We start from the raw sequence: 17,424 nt of genomic DNA, 5'->3' as shown, positions 1-17,424 counted from the left end.
AAATTAATAATTAAACAGTAGCCTCTTCGGTAGAAACTGGTTCAGTGGGAGTCTCTTCGGTGGTCACTTTTTCTACTACTTCAGCTAAGTCTTTATTTGACCCTTCAGGGGTAACAATATCAATTCTCCAACCAGTTAGCTTGGCTGCTAGGCGGACGTTTTGGCCACCTTTACCAACTGCTAGTGAAAACTGGTCAGGATCGACACTAATAGTAGCGGAGCGGTTTTCTTCGTCTATCTTAACTTCGTTGATTTTGGCCGGTGATAAAGCACTGCCGATAAAAGTTTCAGTTCGGTCTGACCATTCAATAATGTCGATTTTTTCACCCCCTAGTTCGGTAATAACGGTGTTTACTCGTGAGCCTTTTTGGCCGACACAAGAACCGACAGCGTCGATGTTTTGGTCGTGAGAAATAACTGCTATTTTGGTGCGCGAACCAGCTTCTCGGGCGATCGCTTTGACTTCTACGGTGCCATTGGCGATCTCGGGTGCTTCTACAGCAAATAGTTTTTCAACAAATTTAGGATGAGAACGAGACAGTTTTAAAGCAATGCCACGAGGAGTGTCTTCTACTTTAAACAAATAAGCGCGGATCCGTTCACCTTGACGATAATATTCGCCTGGCACTTGTTCCTCGTAAGGCAAGATGGCTGTTGTTCGACCAAGGTCGATGAAAACGTTGCCCCGATCTAGTTTTTGGACTTTTCCATTAATAATATCGCCTTCGCGTCCCTCATATTCATCTAAAATAGAGACTTTTTCTGCCTCTCGGATTCGTTGGATGATTACTTGTTTGGCTGTTTGAGCGGCTATTCGGCCAAAATCTTCCTGAGTGTCGAGCGGAAAGATTAATTCGTCTCCCAATTGACAGTCACGCTTAATCTTCTGGGCGTCTTCTAGCCAGATATGGTGTTCTTCATTGAAACGAGGTCGTTCATCCAAGTCGTCAGTTGGTTCTTCTTCAGCTAGGCGGACAGTGGTGTTGTCGACAGCAATTTTAATTTGCTGGAACTCAATTTTACCTGAATCCATATCAAAATGAGCCCGGACAATCTGTCCTTTCTTACCGTAATCTTTTTTGTAAGCGGCCACCAAAGAGTCAGCAATCGCTTCGATTATTTTATCTTGAGGAATGTTGCGCTCTTCTTCTAATTGATCAAGAGCTCCTTTGAGTGCTTTTAAATCGATCATAAATATTTTAGCTATGAATAATTATTTTAAACGAAATTTTAACTAAAAATGTCCGTTTCCTCTCGGAGCGGACATTCAGACAGTCTCATATCGTTATGATTAAGTATATCACGTCCAGGTCTACTTTGCAAGCTTGGTGGGTGGAATAAATATTTGAGTTTATTTTAAAAAATAAGTTAATAAATAGATATTTTTTTAATAAAACGAATTAAAAGTGGCCACGTATCTGATTCAGGTTATCAACATTGAGTTAACTTTTTTATTGTGAGCAGACTTGTTTGTTGGTATTATGTTTAATGTAATATTGTGGTGTAGTGGGTTTCTCCTACATTTTATATTTTTTGGATATTTAATACTTATTAATTTTTAAAAACTTATTTTATGAATTCATCCAGCAGTAAAATTATTTCTACTATTATCGGTGTCGTAGTAATTGTCCTTATAGTAGTTGGTCTGGTTTGGTTGTCCAACAGCCAAAATACAGCTGGAGATGGTTCAATAAACTCTGGGCAAGATCTGTCTCCTGAAGAAGTGAGTCAGATCTTAAAAGAGTTGAGTAAACCCCCAGTTGGAGCTGATGGTAAACCTGTTCCTCCACCAACTGCAGCTGAAACTAAAGCAATTTTGGAGCAATTGTCTAAACCATCCGCTCAGGCTTCTGGCTCTGCTGGTGCTAAGGAGCCAACACCAGCTGAAATTGAAGAAGTGTTGAAGCAATTAAAAACTAAATAATCTTTATTTAATATGAAATCCAGTAAAATATTTCTCACTTCAGTTCTCCTTCTCCTGACCTTGGTGGTTACCGCTCAAGCCGCCTGGACACCAGCTCCGTCCAACCCACCAGATAATAATGCTCCAGAACCGATTAACGTCACTGCTACTAGTCAGAAAAAAGATGGTGGTTTAACTCTAGGTGGTAAGTTGGTGGTAAAAAATATAGAGGCTCCAGATTGTATTCCTGGCAGTGGTCTTTTGGGCGGTTTTAAGTGTCTTTTTGGTAATGTTGTTAATATTGGTACTGGTGATTTGACTAGTGGTAACGACAGTCTTGTTGTGGACAATTTTTTGGTTGCTAGAAGTATTTTAGCGACCAAAATGCTTGGTGCCGGTGAGAGTTTCCAGTACGCCACTTCGACTGCTGGTGAAAATAAAATTTTAATTTCAACTGATAGTTCTGGTAGTGCTGATTGGGCTGATTTTCAAACTATCTATAATGAATGTGTTCAAAGTGGTGCTTGTACCACTAGTGGTGGTGATAGCAATTGGGAGGTTAATGATGTGGGTCAACTGGTAAATAAAAACCCTAATGGAAATGTTGGGATTAAAGCTAACCTAGGTATTGCAGGTAGATTCTCTGTTAGTGAAACAAGTATCTTGGGTAAAGGGGCAGAAATTATTGGTGCTAATTCTTTGGAATTTGGGACCGTTCTTCCAGGTACTAAGGCGACTGATGCTGGAAAAATAAGATACAACAATACCGCACCTAGATCTCTTGATATTTACGGTGGCGGTTTGGCTGGTAGTAAAAGATTGGTTAACGTTTACGACGATCTTAATGTTGGTGGCGATATCACTTACGATGGTGACCTATATAACTGTGTTGGTACTGGCGCTAGTCGAGTTTGTACGAAAATGACCGGCGATAACTACTGGTTAAAGAAGCCTGAGTATAATTCTATTTCCATAGACCAAACTGACGCCCCTCTAGTAAATGGAAAAAATAATTGGAATTTAGCTATAGGTTCTAATTCAGCTTTTGGTTCCAAATTGAGTGTTAGTGCGACTGGTGTGGTTGGTGACCTTGCTAGACTTTTCCGTCTTCAGGGTGCTAGTGGCCAAAATTGGTACATAATTAATGATACAGATAAGTCTTTAATGCTAAAAACTGATAGCCCTAACGCTCAAGGTTTTAGCTTTGCTGATGAGAGTGGTAATAAAGTTCTCGATATTAGGACAGACGCTGGTAATTTGTTAACAGGCAAGGTGTCTGTTAATGGTAATTTAGAGGTTTCTAATTCAGCTATCGCTAAAGAATTTTGTATTCAAGGTCAAAATGGCGCCCTTAACTGTTCAACTTTTTCTGAAAAATATCACTCAGCCGACACTAATAAAGATTGGAAGATTAGTTCTGGTGAGTACAATACTTATTTAGCTTTTTATAATGCGGGCGCCTATCATTGTGACTCTAATACTAGTTCGGGTTATGCCCCAGGTTCTGGTAGTACAAATTGTACCCCCAGTGATGCTGACTATGAACCACAGGATTGGAAAATAAGCTTATCTGAAAATTTACGCCTCATTCAAATGCGTAATAGTACTCAATATCGTCCTTGTGTTGGTGGGGAGGACGGTTTCTGTGTCTTTGTAGATGATTCTCTAAATAATGTCTCAAATGGTATTAGTACTGGTCAGACTCTTGCCTGGTCTGGTAGTAAGTGGGAGCCGAACAGTGTTTTGAATGTTAGTCCTCAAACTAGTAACGTCCTTCTAAATGGAGTCTTTAATATCTTGGGTGTTATTGGTGGGAAAACAGAAACTGCGTCTATAAAGATAGTGCCTACCACTTTAGACAACAATGCAACCCCAGCTTTAAGTCTAGATGGTGGAGGGGCTAACAGAGAGGTTTATATTCCAGGTATTCTTACTATTGGAAATGAGACCAATTCTTCAAATGCTCAAAGTAAATTGATCCTACGAGACGGAAATCAAGGTGAAGGAAAGGTTCTTGTTTCTAATAGTCTCGGTTTTGCTTCTTGGAAAGCAACTAGTACTTTGAATATTTCTGGTGGTGATTCTAATTGGACCAAGGTTGGTAATGATTTGTTTAATACCAATTCTGGTAAAGTTGTTATTACAGCTGGAAATCCTTCACATACTTTAAATTTGAATTCAAGTGCTTCTCCACTGATTGGTGAATCGGCTGAATTTGTTGTAAACAATAGAGCTTCCTTTGCTTATGATGGACCTGCGCAAGCCGTTGTTATTTCAGACGCTGATGCTGATAAAGATATAGTATTTAAATCCGGAAGGGGAAGTGGAACAAACAGTATCGAACGCTTAAGGATTGATAATGGTACTGGTAATGTTGGTGTTGGTACCAATGCTCCAACTTCATTATTTACTGTATTAAAGAATGTTGCTGGTGGTCGTGGAGGTGAGATTTCTATTGTTAATGGGGCAAATCCTCAAGTTAATAACGAAGCGGCTTTGAATTTTGGTCTAGAGCCAAGCACCTATAATGGTAATGCTGGTAATTCTCAGATTAAATCGATCTTGACTAACGTTAATGGTTCCGCCGACTTGGTTTTCAGTGGTTGGAATGGAGTGGCCGGTTCTGGCGGTAGTTTTAGTGAATATATGAGAATCAAATCAGGCGGTTCCGTTGGTATTGGTACTAATGCGCCAAAAACTAAATTGGACGTAAATGGAGACACTAATGTAGACGGTAAACTAATTGTTAGTTCTGAGTCTGGATTTTCAGGGGCTAACCTAGAAGTAACAGGCCAAGCTTTGATTCGTGGTAATGGAGCGCGATTATTCCTAGCTTCTTCTGAATCAACAAATCCAGACCCAACCCAAACTCCTGTTTGGAACTTAGATAACTACACAGGCGGTGGATTGGATAAGGGTTTTCGTATTTATCGTCAAGCAAACATGGGAACCAATCAAGCCCAATGGCCGACCGAAGCTTTTATGATTGAGGGAGTTAACGGTAACGTCGGTATAGGAAGAGTTCCAACTCAAACTGGTACAAAACTAGATATTGGTGGAGAAATCACTGTTCGTGGTGGCACTCCAGGTCTAAATAAAGTTTTGACAGCTACCGATTCAACTGGAAAAGCAGTTTGGAAAACTTTGGCTGAAATAGGTGGTGGTAGTGGTTTACCTGGCGGACAAGCTGATCAAACTCTGCGCTATGATAATGGTGCTTGGGTTGGAACTGATAGTCTTAAGATTGCCGATGGAGGAGTTGTGACCGCTGGAGCCGATCTTCAAGTAATGGGGGCTTCATTGGTGGTTGGTAACCAGGCTGTGTTTGGTAATCTTGGACTCGGTATTTTGGGTCAAGCTACAACTAAACTAGACGTAAATGGTCAGATTCGTATTCGTGGTGGTAGTCCGGGCCTTAATAAAATTCTAGTATCTGACGCTAATGGTTTAGCTACTTGGCAAAATGCATCAGTTATTATTCCATCAGTTACTGATAATGATAAGCAGACTTTATCATTTAGTAACAACACCTTAGCGATTTCTGGGGGGAATAGTATACCTTTATATTCAGCTGGTACAGGTTTGGTTATTTCTGGAAATACTTTAAGCACTCAAAATACTCAAGCCCTATGGAACGCCAACCAACTACAAGGTCGCTCAGTAGTTGCTACTGTTCCTAGTAACGGACAAGTTTTAAAATGGAATGGTTCAGCTTGGGCGCCTTCCAACGAAACACTAAGTGGTTTACCAGTAGCTAACTCGACTAACGCTAACCAGATTTTGAAATCAAATGGCACATCTTGGGTAGCAGGCGGATCTAACTTAATTATGGAATCTGGGACTGGTAAAGTAGGTATTAACCTTCCTGGGCTGGCTACTTTACAGTCAACTAATGAGAAATTAAGAGTGATGGGTGGCGTCTTGACTGATAGATTAAGAGTGCAAGGCTCTAGTGGCTCTAGTGGTGGAGATCCTGCTCCAGCAGTGGGACGAGTTCTAACAGCTAAAGATAGTACTGGTCAGGCGATTTGGGATGATGTTAAGATTGCTTCTATTTATTGTGAATGGACAAAAAATTCTAGTGGAAATTTTGTGGCAAGCGGAGGTTGTACGGGTTCTATTGCTTCAAGTGATGCTAATGATAACTATATTCTAACTTGCCCGGCTACTTACAAAGTAGTTAGTGGAGGTGCTTGGTGTGACTCATCTTTTGGGTCAATGAACGCTTTGAGAGAAAGTAGGCCGAATAGTGCTAACTCATGGAAAATAAGCTGTAGAAGGACTAGTAGTTTGTTTGGCAGTACGTCTTCACAGCCTAATGGTGCTAGTCTGGTTTGTGCTAAATAAAAATAATTAATTTTAAAAACAAAAAACTCCCCAATTAGGGAGTTTTTTGTTGGGGGGAATGACGGTTGTTTGATATAATGGAAAATAATTATGCACACTGACGTGCTAGAACTCAAAAAATTTTTAGTCGAGTCTCGTTTGATCAGTAAAGCTGATATTGATTTGTTGTGGACTGAAGCAGGGGGGGATGAAAATAAGTTCGCCGATCTAGTGGTTAGTAATGGTAAAATTTCCGAAGACGATTGGCGAAAAGCTAAAGCTTATGTTTTAGGTATACCGTATGTTGATTTGAAAAAAAATAAAATTGATCGTACTATTTTGACTTTGATCCCCGAACCAGTTGCTCGCCGTCACAATATTATTGCTTACTCTAAGTCCGACCAAGGTCTCGAAGTGGCCATGCTAGATCCGGGCGATTTACAGGCGATTGATTTCATTCGCAAGGGAGTAGGGGTTAAGGTTTTACCTCGTTTAACTGATTCTGAATCTATCAAACATAGCTTACTTCAGTATCAGAAAAGTTTAAAAGCTGAGTTTGGGGACCTGATTCAAAAGGAAGCTAGTAGTTTATCCTCGACTAGCGACCTAGGTCCGACTTCACCAGAAGAATTAAAAAAAATCGCTGAAGATTTGCCAGTGGTTCGTATTGTCGACACCCTTTTGTCTCATGCGGTGTCACAAAAAGCCTCTGATATTCATATTGAACCATTCGAAAAAGATTTAGTTATTCGTTACCGTATTGATGGTCTACTGCACGACGCTATGATTTTGCCTAAGTCGGCTGCTCCCGGTCTAACCGCTCGGGTTAAAGTGCTAGCCAATCTGCGCCTTGATGAAAAACGCTTACCACAAGATGGGCGTTTTAAAACCGATCTCTCTGGTCAAAATGTTGCTCTCCGGGTCTCTACCTTACCGACTTACTTTGGCGAGAAGATTGTGATGCGTCTGTTACCTGATTCGGTTAAAGGTTTTTCTCTAGAAGGTAGTGGGTTTCATGGAGAGGGTCTTGAGCGACTCCATAAAGCAATGAGAGCTAGTACGGGTATGATTTTGGTGACTGGACCGACCGGCTCTGGTAAATCAACCACTCTCTACACCATGCTTCAGATGTTAAATACACCCGATGTTAATATTTCTACCATTGAAGACCCGATTGAATACCAAATTGCTCGTATTAATCAAACTCAAGTTAAGCCAGATATTGGTCTAACTTTTTCTAATGGCCTACGTTCTCTGGTTCGCCAAGACCCGGATATTATTATGGTCGGGGAAATCCGTGATGGCGAGACAGCAAGTTTAGCTATCAATGCGTCATTGACTGGTCACCTGGTTCTCTCTACCTTGCACACCAACTCCGCTGCTGGCACCATCCCACGCCTCTTAGATATGGGGACAGAGCCTTTTTTGGTGGTGTCGACTATCAATGTCATTATTGCTCAGCGTTTAGTTCGTCGATTGTGTGAATCAAAGGAAAAATATAACTTGAGCTCGGCCGAGATTGATTCGCTAGGTAAAAAGGTGGATCTAACTAGAGTTTTAGAAGCCCTTAGACAAGAAAATATTGTTGGTCCAAAAGATGAGTGGGCGAGTATTCCATTTTATAAACCAAAAGCGACCGAAGAATCGGAAGATGGTTATTCTGGTCGGGTTGGTATTCATGAGATATTACCAATGACCTTAACTATTAAGGAACTGGTGATGCAGGGTAAAACAGCGGAAGCGATTGAAACTAGAGGTAAGGCTGAGGGGATGTTGACGATGCTTGAAGATGGGATTTTTAAATCAGTTCAAGGTCTAACTACCATAGAAGAAGTTTTGCGAGTGGTCTCTGAGTAATTATGGAATTTAAATTTAAAGCCAAAAACTTGACTGGTCAGAGTATCGAAGGGACTCGAGAGGCTTTTGACCGGCAAGCTCTCGCTCTAGCTCTTCGTAACGAAGGTTATATTGTTACTTCATTAGCAGAAGTTAACCAAACAGAGTCTGGTTTGTTACAGAGGTGGGGTTTAACTATAGGGCGAGTGTCTTTAAGAGAAAAAATAATGTTTGCCCAAAATCTAGCGGCTATGCTTGAGGCGGGACTAGCCCTAGCTCGGTCTTTATCTGTGTTTGAACGACAAACTAGGAATAAATTTTTAAAAAAATCAATTGCCAAAATCATTGCCAAAGTGAACGCGGGTAAGTCCTTATCGATGGCCCTGTTAGAACAGCCAGCTGTTTTTCCAAGTGTCTTTGCGGCCATGGTCGCGGCGGGAGAGGAGTCTGGTACTTTGCCTGGTTCGCTCAAATTGATCGGCGAACAGCTCGACAAAAGTTATGAATTGAAACGCAAGATTCGCGGAGCGATGATTTATCCGGCCATTATTATTGTGGTCATTATCTTGATTGGGATCTTGATGATGATCTTTGTGGTACCGGCTTTGACTGCTACTTTTCAAGAATTAAAATTAGACTTACCGTTGTCCACTAGAGCAATCATTGGTCTGAGTAACTTTTTTGTTAATTATTACTTGATTGTCATTGTTGTGACTTTAGCCTCAGTGGTTGGTTTTTCTTTTTGGCGAAAAACAAAAGTTAGTAAAATAATGATTAGTCGGCTGGCTTTGAAATTGCCAGTGATCGGTGTGATGGTTCAAGAATTAAATTCAGCCTTGGTGATGAGAAATTTATCAGCTTTGATTTCAGCTGGGGTCAGTCTAACTGAGAGTTTAAAAATCACTTCATCGGTGGTTAACAATACGGAATATCAAAATTTATTACTAGGTTCAATTGAAGCGATTGAGAAGGGCGTTTTGGTCTCTCAGGTTTTTAAAGCGCGTGAAGATCTCTTTCCGCCATTGGTTGGTGAGATGGCGGAAGTTGGGGAAGAGACCGGTGAGTTGGCGGCTATGTTATTACGAGGGGCTATCTTTTTTGAAGGAGAAGTCGATAACAAGACCAAGAATCTCTCAACCATTGTTGAGCCAGTTCTTTTAGTCTTGATTGGTTGTGCGGTTGGTTTCTTTGCTATTTCGATGATTGGTCCAATGTATTCACTAACCGAAGCACTATAAAAATGACTAACAATAAAGGTTTTTCGTTGCTGGAAGTAATAATCGCGATGACGATTGTAACTTTAGTGGCTGTGACTGTTTTTGTCAGTCTCTCAGCTTACCGTTCCCGGCATGCGGTTAGCGATATGGCGACCAATGTAATCTCCGCTCTTAGTCAGGCTCGAACCAAAACGGTCGCTGGCTATAATGACACCTCTTATGGGGTCAATATTGCTAGCACATCCATTACTTTATTTAGTGGTAGTAGCTTTAATTCTTCAGCTAGTGACAATCAAGTCATTGCCTCGTCTGGTGATTTAACAATTCAACCCTATTTAGTTGGCGGAGCGACCAATGTTTATTTTAAACGTCTAACCGGCGAGACGACTCAGTTTGGTTATATTACTATTAAGTCGTTATCTGATATGACCAAAGTAGCAACGGTTACAATCTCGGCCAGTGGAGTAGCTGGTCAATTATAAAATCATGCTTCTTTTTTTTAAAAGTAATCGACTTAATCTCAATCAATCAGCTGGCTTTTCTTTAGTAGAAGCGGTGATTGCGATTGCAATTATTTCTTTGATTCTGGGCGGAATTGTGATGACTATTCAAACTATGGTGGTGTTTGAAGGTCAGACGCTCAAAAAACGACAAGCTAGCTTACTGGCTGACCAGGGTCTGGAGGTGGTTCGGGTTTTACGTGATAGTGGTTGGACTGCCAACGTGGCCCCGCTGACTACCAATAGAAATTATTATTTACGTTTTAATGCTGGTGCTTGGCAGGCAACCACTACCGTTCAAACCAATAGCCCCTTTTATAGAACTATTTCTTTAGCGCCAGTTTATCGTGATGTTAATAGTCGGATTGCTCCGTCTGGAACATTGGACACTAACACTAAATTGATTACAGTCACGGTGGCTTGGCCTTACCGCTTGGCTACTTCCACAGTGGTGACTAGTGGTTATTTAACTAATCTTTTTGCTAATTAAGATGGCCAATAAACTTAATCAACAGGCTGGTTTTACCCTACTAGAAACTTTAATTTATTTAGCTTTGTTTGTGATTGTTTCGCTCGTGGTTAGTTTAATTTTACTGTCTACGACCAACGCTTTTCTTTTGGCTTACAATCGTCGCATGGCGGGGACTGATGGGCAGAATACTTTAATGAGAGTGGTCCTGGAAACCAGGCAAGCTACTTCTATTGATGTGGCTAATAGTGTTTTAGGGGCTAATCTCAGTACTTTGCAACTTAATACAAACGATAGTGGCGGTAGCCCAACGACTGTTAAGTTTTTTGTCGCGACTAGTACCTTGTTTGTCCAAACTGGAGTGAACACTGCTCAAGCCCTGACCTCTAGTAGTACTAAAATATCAAAATTTATGGCTACTCGTTTTTCAACCGCTAGTTCGGAGGGGATTAATTTTGATCTAACAGTGACTGCTGGCGGTCGGGCCTCCTCAACTGGTACTTTTTCTGACACCGCCGTGGTGCGTGGAGGATATTAGTCTGAGAAAAAATTTTGCTATAATAAAAACAATATGAAAAACAACAAAGACCAAGCAGGTCAAGCGATGATTGGTTCGGTACTCTTTGTTTTGTTGGCGGGAATGTTATTGATGACTGGCTCTGTCAATCCAGGTGTCAGAAGTTCCAAAGATGCCACTTCGATCAACTCAAGTCTCTCTAGTTTTCATTTGGCTGAATCAGGAGTAGAAGATGTTTTGTATCGACTGAAGAATGGCCTAACTGTGTCTAGTAACGAAGTCCTGTCTTTAGATGGTAACCAAACCAATACCGCGGTGACCGACTCTGGTAATAGTAAAACCATCACCGCTTTAGGAAATATCACTAATTATATTCGTAAAATTCAAGCTCAAGCTGTGACAGGTACAGGAATTGCTTTCAATTACGGGGTGCAAGTTGGTCAGGGTGGTTTTGTTTTGTCTAACAACTCTGGGGTAATCGGTAACGTTTATAGTAATAGTAGTATCACCGGTTCCAACGGCTCCTATATTAGAGGAACAGCAATTGCGGCTAACAGCTCAGCTCTTTCGACTGATCAAAGCAATGATACTCCAACTAGTCCGTCTAACAGTATCAACTTCCGCAATACTTCTGGGACTCAAGACTTCGCTCAAAGTTTTATTGTTAGCACATCCTCACCTGTTAACAAGGTGGATCTTTATTTAAAAAAGGTTGGTAGCCCAGCTAGTGCGACCGTTTATATTCGAAATGATAATGCTGGCAAACCTGGATCTACTTCTATTACTACAGGCACTTTGAATTCTTCTTTGGTGACTACTAATTACGGCTGGATTACCACCACCTTCAACTCCAATCCGATCTTAGTACCCGGAACCACTTATTGGTTGGTGGTTGATAATGCTACTCAGAGTAGCTCAGCTTATTATGTTATTGGGGCTAATGATGACGGTTATAGTGGTGGTCAATCTAAGATTGGTCAAAATGGTGGTACCTGGTCAGCCACTAGTCCAGCCACTCTAGACGGTTACTTTAAATTATATCTAGGCGGTTTATACTCCACTATTACAGGGGTTACTGTTGGCCAAAGTGGAGTGGGGAATGCCCAAGCTCATACGGTCACCAACTCTACTATTGCTGGCAGTCTTTATTGTCAGACTGGCTCTGGTAATAATAAAGCTTGCAACACTTCACAAGCTGATCCGGTGGCCCAAAACTGGCCCGTATCCGAAGCTAATATTGAGGCTTGGAAGGCGGGAGCTCAGGCGGGAGGAGTATGGAATGGTAATTTTACGGCTACCACATCGACAACTAATCTTGGTTCTAGGAAGATTGTGGGTGATCTATCTTTGTCTAACAATAAAACCTTGGTGGTTAACGGTACATTGTGGGTGACTGGTAATTTTACTGTTTCTAATAACACCAGTGTTCGTCTGGGATCTGGTTATGGTGCGGGTAGTGGTGTGATAGTGGTTGATGGCACGATTTCGATTTCTAATAATGCCACTTTTGCTGGTTCTGGACAGACTGGGAGCTATATCATGCTCTTAACCACTAGCCCAAGTGATAGTGCTATTACAGTGTCTAACAACGCTGGGACGGTGATTCTTAATGCGCAAAATGGCACTATTACTTTTTCTAATAACTCTGGGGCCAAAGAAGCAACAGCTAATCGAATTGTTCTCTCTAATAATGCCAGTATTGTTTATGATTCTGGTTTAGCCAATCAAAATTTTGTTAGTGGTCCGTCAGGTGGGTGGAATATTACAGGGTGGAAAGAGGTTGAATAAACCACTCAACTAGCTTCTGCTCCAAACCACAGAAAACCACCCCAGCGGGTGGTTTTCTTCTGCTCCACGTCGGCTATTTTGCCTTACTGGAGTACCAGTCTAAATACTAGAGGCAAAAACCGGCTAGCCGACAGTTACGCAAGGGTTTATTACAGAACTAGTTTCGCTCGTCTCTGAAAATCTCAGTTTTGACCATTGGTCTGTTGTGCTACAATACCCACATGGCTAAGGCAAAAAAACTAATTGTGGCGAATTGGAAGATGAACCCTGAGACTCCTCGGGAAGCGAAGGATTTGTATCAAAAAACTAAAAAATTAACCCTAAAGCTGGTTAATACTGAGACGGTAATCTGTCCGCCAGCGGTCTTCTTGGGCTTTTTGAATCATCGTTCCAGTAAAAATTTTCACTTAGGAGTTCAAGATATATCAATGGAAAAAGGAGTTGGCGCTTTCACTGGTTCGCTATCCGCTGGTCAGATCAAATACACCGGCGCCGAATACACGATTGTCGGCCATTCCGAAAAGCGGGCGAGTGGTGACACGGATGAGAAAATCAATGTGAAAGTTAAAAATGCTTTGAGTGCTGGTTTGTCAGTTATCTTGTGTATTGGTGAAAAGGTTCGTGATACTCATGGAGACTATTTAAATATTTTAAAAAATCAATTGGAACTTAGCTTGGCTGGATTAAAGAAAACGCAATTTGCCGATATTGTCATTGCCTACGAACCAGTTTGGGCGATAGGTAAAGATGCGACTGGAGTGGATACACCTGATAATTTTTTACACAACGCCTTATTTATTCGTAAAGTGATTAGTGGTTTGGCTGGTAAAGAAGCCGCTCACACTATTCAAGTTTTATATGGTGGTTCAGTTAGTCCGAAAAATGCTGAGGGTTTCTTGGGTGTTGGCAAAGCTGACGGCTTGCTAGTTGGTAGGGCTTGTCTTGATCCCAAAAACTTTGGTGAAATTTTACGACTCAGTGAAGTGGTAGCTAAAACTCAAACAAAATAATGGAACTACGAAGTATTAAACAATTGAAGAAAAAAGATTTAGCTGGTAAACGAGTGTTTGTCCGAGTGGATTGGAATGTGCCGATTAAGAATGGAAAAATTATGGATACCTATCGGATTGATCAATCTTTTCCCACTCTTCTTTATTTGGTCGCCGGTGGAGCGACGCTTGTCTTAGCGACTCATCTTGGTGACGAGAAAGCCTCGATTGAACCTATTGTTGAATACGTGAGTGAAAAGTTGCCTTATGGTAATTTAATTTTCCTCCCAAATCTTCGCTCCAATCCTGGTGAAGAGAAAAACGATAAAACTTTTGCTAAGCAATTAGCCAAAGAGGCAGATATTTATGTGAATGAAGCTTTTGCAGTTTGTCACCGTAAACATGCTTCAGTGGTGTCACTGCCAAAGTTGTTGCCCGCTTATGCTGGTCTCCTTGTCGAAAAAGAAGTTAAAGAATTATCTAAAGCTTTCAAACCACAACACCCCTTTGTGTTTGTGTTAGGTGGGGTAAAGTTTTCGACCAAATTGCCTTTGATCAAACGTTTTGCGAAATTAGCTGATACTGTGTTTGTTGGTGGCGCTTTGGCCAACGCTCTTTTTCTGAAAGAAGGCTATGAAGTGGGGAAGTCGGTAGTGGATCGCGAGGCTAAAGGTTTGGCTGAGATTTTGAAATATAAAAATGTGGTGTTGCCGATCGATGTGGTGACTAGTGGTCCTAAGGGTGATGCGATTAAAATGCCTGAAGCGACCGGTAAACAAGAAAAGATCGTTGATATTGGTCCGCAGTCGGTAGCCTTTGTGGCTGATAAAATTAGTAAAGCTAAACTAGTGGTCTGGAATGGTCCTCAAGGTAATTTTGAAGTAGGTTTCGGCCAAGCTACAACTCTTATTGCTAAAGCGATCGCTAAGTCTAAGGCTTACTCAATCATTGGTGGAGGCGATACGGTGACCGCGATAGAAGGTTTGAATATTAATGAACAAATAGACTTTATCTCCACTGGTGGTGGTGCGATGCTCGAATTTTTAGCCGAGGTAACATTGCCTGGGCTGGAAGCGCTTAAGAAATAAAGTTTACTTGCCCAACAGTTTTTCTACATGGGGGTTTTGATCAACACGATCACCGCTTAGTTTTGCTAACTCAAATAAGGCTTTCATAATACCAACGATATCTTTATTTTTAATAACAATAGCAACCAACTCTTGCCAGTTGAGGAATAAAACAATATTTCCATAAAAAATTATTTCTGAATCAAAGTTAAGGGTAGCCTTAGGGATGTAAGTTGTTACTGCTAATCGATTTCCATATGATTGTAAGATTTCTTTTTTGGGTTTCTTTTGCTTAAGTATGCCAGCGTAGGCAGTTAGAAAATCTTCCTGCAAAAGAGCTTCTACAATAATATTACGTTTCTTAAAACTCTCATTAATAGTAATAAGATTTTCATCAGGTAAGTGTTTCAAGACACTGCCGACTGAAATGTTTGGCTGTATTCCATATAAGCGGCTATGTCTTGGTAAATTAGCTAATTCAGTATAAATCGTAATTAGTTTATTCTTGCCTCGGTAAATTTTATACTCGCTGTCTTGGGAGGCAATAATCCCAATCTCATGTTCTCGAACTTCACTAGTAGTGCGGTGATTTTCGGCCAAAGAAAAAAACTTTTCTTGCAGCTGTTTCGCTGGAGTGGCAAACCAATACCAACGCTTACCCTGAAGGGTTTTAGATACTAAGCCTCTACTAGAGAGATGGTCTAGTAGGGAATAGAGGCTGGTGCGTTTTATTTTGGTCTGTTTAGCTAAGGCTGAGACACTTATAGGAGTAGCTGAAAGACCGGTTAAGAGCCTCTTTTCTTTAGAGGTTAGACCAAGTAACTTGGATTCTTCTTCAATAAACATTAGTTTAGTATACAAAGTGACGATTTTTTCGTCAAATAGATTAGTTATTTTACAATGTAAAATAACGTTATTTTGACTATTTCTTGGTGGGCTATGTTATTTGTCAGTATTGACTTGTTGATTTATGTATGATGTTTCCAGAAGGATCTTTGCAATTAACAACACTATTTTAGAGGAGAGACGTCATGTTGATTGATCGGTGGTTGGAAAATAAACTCGACGGGTCTATCAACCCACTTCGAGTCGTGGCTACTATCGTGGCGGTTTGCAATCTGTCTTGTCGTCATTGCTTTTGGCATCACGACTTGGAAGAAAAGACAGTTAATGACTGGACTCGTCAGGCGAAGCTCATTGCTAGTTGGGGTGCCACTGTTGGTTATGCCGGGAGAATGCTGACCCCGAAAGGTCTCGCTTTTCTCCAGGCTTGTCTTGAAGCAGGGGTAGAGAAAATAGGAATTGTTGATCATGGATATACTATTTTCAACGCTCCTATAGAACTACTTCGGCAACTCGACTATATCAACATCTCAGTTGATGGAGTGAGAGCGGACCACGATATCCAGAGAAACAAAGAGGGGGCTTTCGATAAAGCTTGGGGCGCTGTGCTCAAGCTGAAAGATCAAGGGTTTGATCCGATCATCTCATCTTGCCTTTCTCCTACTAACCTGGGTCGGTGGTCCGAGTTTGAAGTGATGCTCGCTGATAATGATGTTCCGTTGTCAGTAGCCATGATCTCAACAGCTGACGCGGTGGTGGAGCGAGAGACTGCTGACTTTTCAGACGAGAAGTCATGCCGGATGGCTTTTGAAACTCTTCTTAATGGGGTGCCGAAAATTATCAATCTGTATGACCTGGCTCACATCGAACATCTGATTCCAGTCCTGCGGACGTTGCCTTGGAAACCAGATAGGATAGAAGGCGATGCTTTGATAGTAGAGTTGTCGTCTGGGACGCAGTTGGTATATCGTCCGCAAAGCTTGATGTGGTCAGGTGAGCTCAATCTGCGTTGGGATGGGAAGTTTTACCTGCCAACTCTTGATGGTCGCACGGGCACCGAAGCCGAGCCGGCCATGATGCCTGCTGGGCATAGTCAGTCGGTGAACAAACTTTTCACCCAAGAGATGCGCGTTTGGTCGCGTATACTTTCGTGAATGAATCAGATTAGAAAGGAGGTGATAGTATGCCGACAGTCTCAGGATCCAAAGGGCGAGTGGTTCCTCGGCCGAATTTGATCACTCGACCTGAAAAGGTAACGAGCGGGTCGAATTCCAAGTAGCTTTTGATCTCATCTAGAAGGGAGGTGTTGTAATGGGTGTTTTGTCGGGCTCCAAAGGGCGAATTGTGCCTCGCCCTAGCGGAGAAAAAGTGCGGTTGTGCATTGTGTCTGGCTCGAAAGGCCGGCTAGTGCCCAGACCGAAACCTAATTCCGTTTCGAGTGATACCCCGAGTCATCTCGAAGGTAAGTAATCTATAGATAGCGCCAAGCCGGAAGAATAAATATTCTTCCGGCTTTATTACTTTTATAGATTCCCTACAATCTTTTGTTTGTTATTTTCAAAATCTAGTTTATTAAGTGAAATATAAATACTCACCTCGTGCACTTATAGGTAAAATATTGATTGTCTATATCAAATAAATTTTTGTTGTCTGGTTTATTTAGGTCGATGGAATAGTTTTCTTGAGTTATTTCTGTTGATTCAGTCTCTGGGTTAAAAGCGGAACCCTTATACTCTATTTCCGCTGTTTGATTTTTAATGTAAATAGTAGCTTTAAAACCACTAAGGCCGGAAGCGTATCCCGTATTACATACCAGACTTTTATTTTGGATTATAATTTCCCGCAGAGATGTGTCTGTATAAGTAATAATTTGGTCATCTGACTTAAAAGGAATGGACGTTTTGTAAATTAAATATGATCCACCCAAGATCACAATCAAACTGATTAACAAGAGTATTTTTTTAGTCAT

Annotated in this window: 14 protein-coding genes; 11 read left to right on the top strand and 3 right to left on the bottom strand. The window is 41.2% G+C overall.

Features of this window, described 5'->3' with window-relative positions:
- Positions 1–10: 10 nt before the first annotated feature.
- Positions 11–1,189 carry a transcription termination factor NusA gene (gene nusA / locus K8Q91_03360; GenBank protein ID MCE9629007.1) on the bottom strand — a complete coding sequence of 393 codons (1,179 nt, stop codon included), beginning with the start codon at positions 1,187–1,189 and terminating at the stop codon, positions 11–13.
- Positions 1,190–1,573: 384 nt separating this feature from the next.
- Between nusA and K8Q91_03355 the strand changes: the two genes are divergently transcribed.
- The 10 genes from K8Q91_03355 (at position 1,574) to pgk (ending at position 14,633) form a co-directional block, all read left to right on the top strand.
- Positions 1,574–1,924, top strand: a complete 351-nt coding sequence (locus tag K8Q91_03355; GenBank protein ID MCE9629006.1) for a hypothetical protein — start codon at positions 1,574–1,576, stop codon at positions 1,922–1,924.
- Between the two features lie 12 nt (positions 1,925–1,936).
- A complete protein-coding gene (locus K8Q91_03350) occupies positions 1,937–6,250 on the top strand; it encodes a hypothetical protein (protein ID MCE9629005.1) in 4,314 nt (1,437 codons plus the stop codon).
- Positions 6,251–6,340: 90 nt separating this feature from the next.
- Positions 6,341–8,086: a GspE/PulE family protein gene (locus K8Q91_03345; protein ID MCE9629004.1), complete on the top strand. Its 1,746-nt coding sequence runs from the start codon at positions 6,341–6,343 to the stop codon at positions 8,084–8,086.
- A 2-nt stretch (positions 8,087–8,088) separates the two neighbouring features.
- Complete coding sequence (locus K8Q91_03340) at positions 8,089–9,303, top strand: type II secretion system F family protein (protein ID MCE9629003.1); 1,215 nt, start codon at positions 8,089–8,091, stop codon at positions 9,301–9,303.
- Positions 9,304–9,305: 2 nt separating this feature from the next.
- A complete protein-coding gene (locus K8Q91_03335) occupies positions 9,306–9,764 on the top strand; it encodes a prepilin-type N-terminal cleavage/methylation domain-containing protein (GenBank protein MCE9629002.1) in 459 nt (152 codons plus the stop codon).
- 4 nt (positions 9,765–9,768) lie between these two features.
- Positions 9,769–10,272 carry a prepilin-type N-terminal cleavage/methylation domain-containing protein gene (locus K8Q91_03330; GenBank protein MCE9629001.1) on the top strand — a complete coding sequence of 168 codons (504 nt, stop codon included), beginning with the start codon at positions 9,769–9,771 and terminating at the stop codon, positions 10,270–10,272.
- A gap of 1 nt (position 10,273) precedes the next feature.
- Entirely contained in the window at positions 10,274–10,789 is a 516-nt protein-coding gene (locus K8Q91_03325) for a prepilin-type N-terminal cleavage/methylation domain-containing protein (GenBank protein MCE9629000.1), read from the top strand.
- A 33-nt stretch (positions 10,790–10,822) separates the two neighbouring features.
- A complete protein-coding gene (locus tag K8Q91_03320; protein ID MCE9628999.1) occupies positions 10,823–12,556 on the top strand; it encodes a hypothetical protein in 1,734 nt (577 codons plus the stop codon).
- Positions 12,557–12,777: 221 nt separating this feature from the next.
- Positions 12,778–13,566, top strand: coding sequence for a triose-phosphate isomerase (locus K8Q91_03315; protein ID MCE9628998.1), 789 nt, complete (start codon positions 12,778–12,780; stop codon positions 13,564–13,566).
- A complete protein-coding gene (gene pgk / locus K8Q91_03310; protein MCE9628997.1) occupies positions 13,566–14,633 on the top strand; it encodes a phosphoglycerate kinase in 1,068 nt (355 codons plus the stop codon). Before K8Q91_03315 ends, pgk begins: the two co-directional genes overlap by 1 nt.
- 3 nt (positions 14,634–14,636) lie before the next feature.
- Here pgk and K8Q91_03305 read toward each other — a convergent pair whose 3' ends face one another.
- Entirely contained in the window at positions 14,637–15,458 is an 822-nt protein-coding gene (locus K8Q91_03305) for a hypothetical protein (protein MCE9628996.1), read from the bottom strand.
- A 185-nt stretch (positions 15,459–15,643) separates the two neighbouring features.
- Here K8Q91_03305 and K8Q91_03300 point away from each other — a divergent pair, with 185 nt between their 5' ends.
- On the top strand, positions 15,644–16,609 hold the full coding sequence (locus K8Q91_03300; protein ID MCE9628995.1) for a hypothetical protein: 966 nt from the start codon (positions 15,644–15,646) through the stop codon (positions 16,607–16,609).
- Positions 16,610–17,046: 437 nt separating this feature from the next.
- Here K8Q91_03300 and K8Q91_03295 read toward each other — a convergent pair whose 3' ends face one another.
- Positions 17,047–17,424, bottom strand: coding sequence for a hypothetical protein (locus K8Q91_03295; GenBank protein MCE9628994.1), 378 nt, complete (start codon positions 17,422–17,424; stop codon positions 17,047–17,049).

This window comes from Candidatus Vogelbacteria bacterium (assembly GCA_021414225.1).
Classification (GTDB): Bacteria; Patescibacteriota; Minisyncoccia; order Phycocordibacterales; family XYD1-FULL-46-19; genus JAIOOX01.
This window is presented reverse-complemented; position numbering and strand designations above follow the sequence as displayed.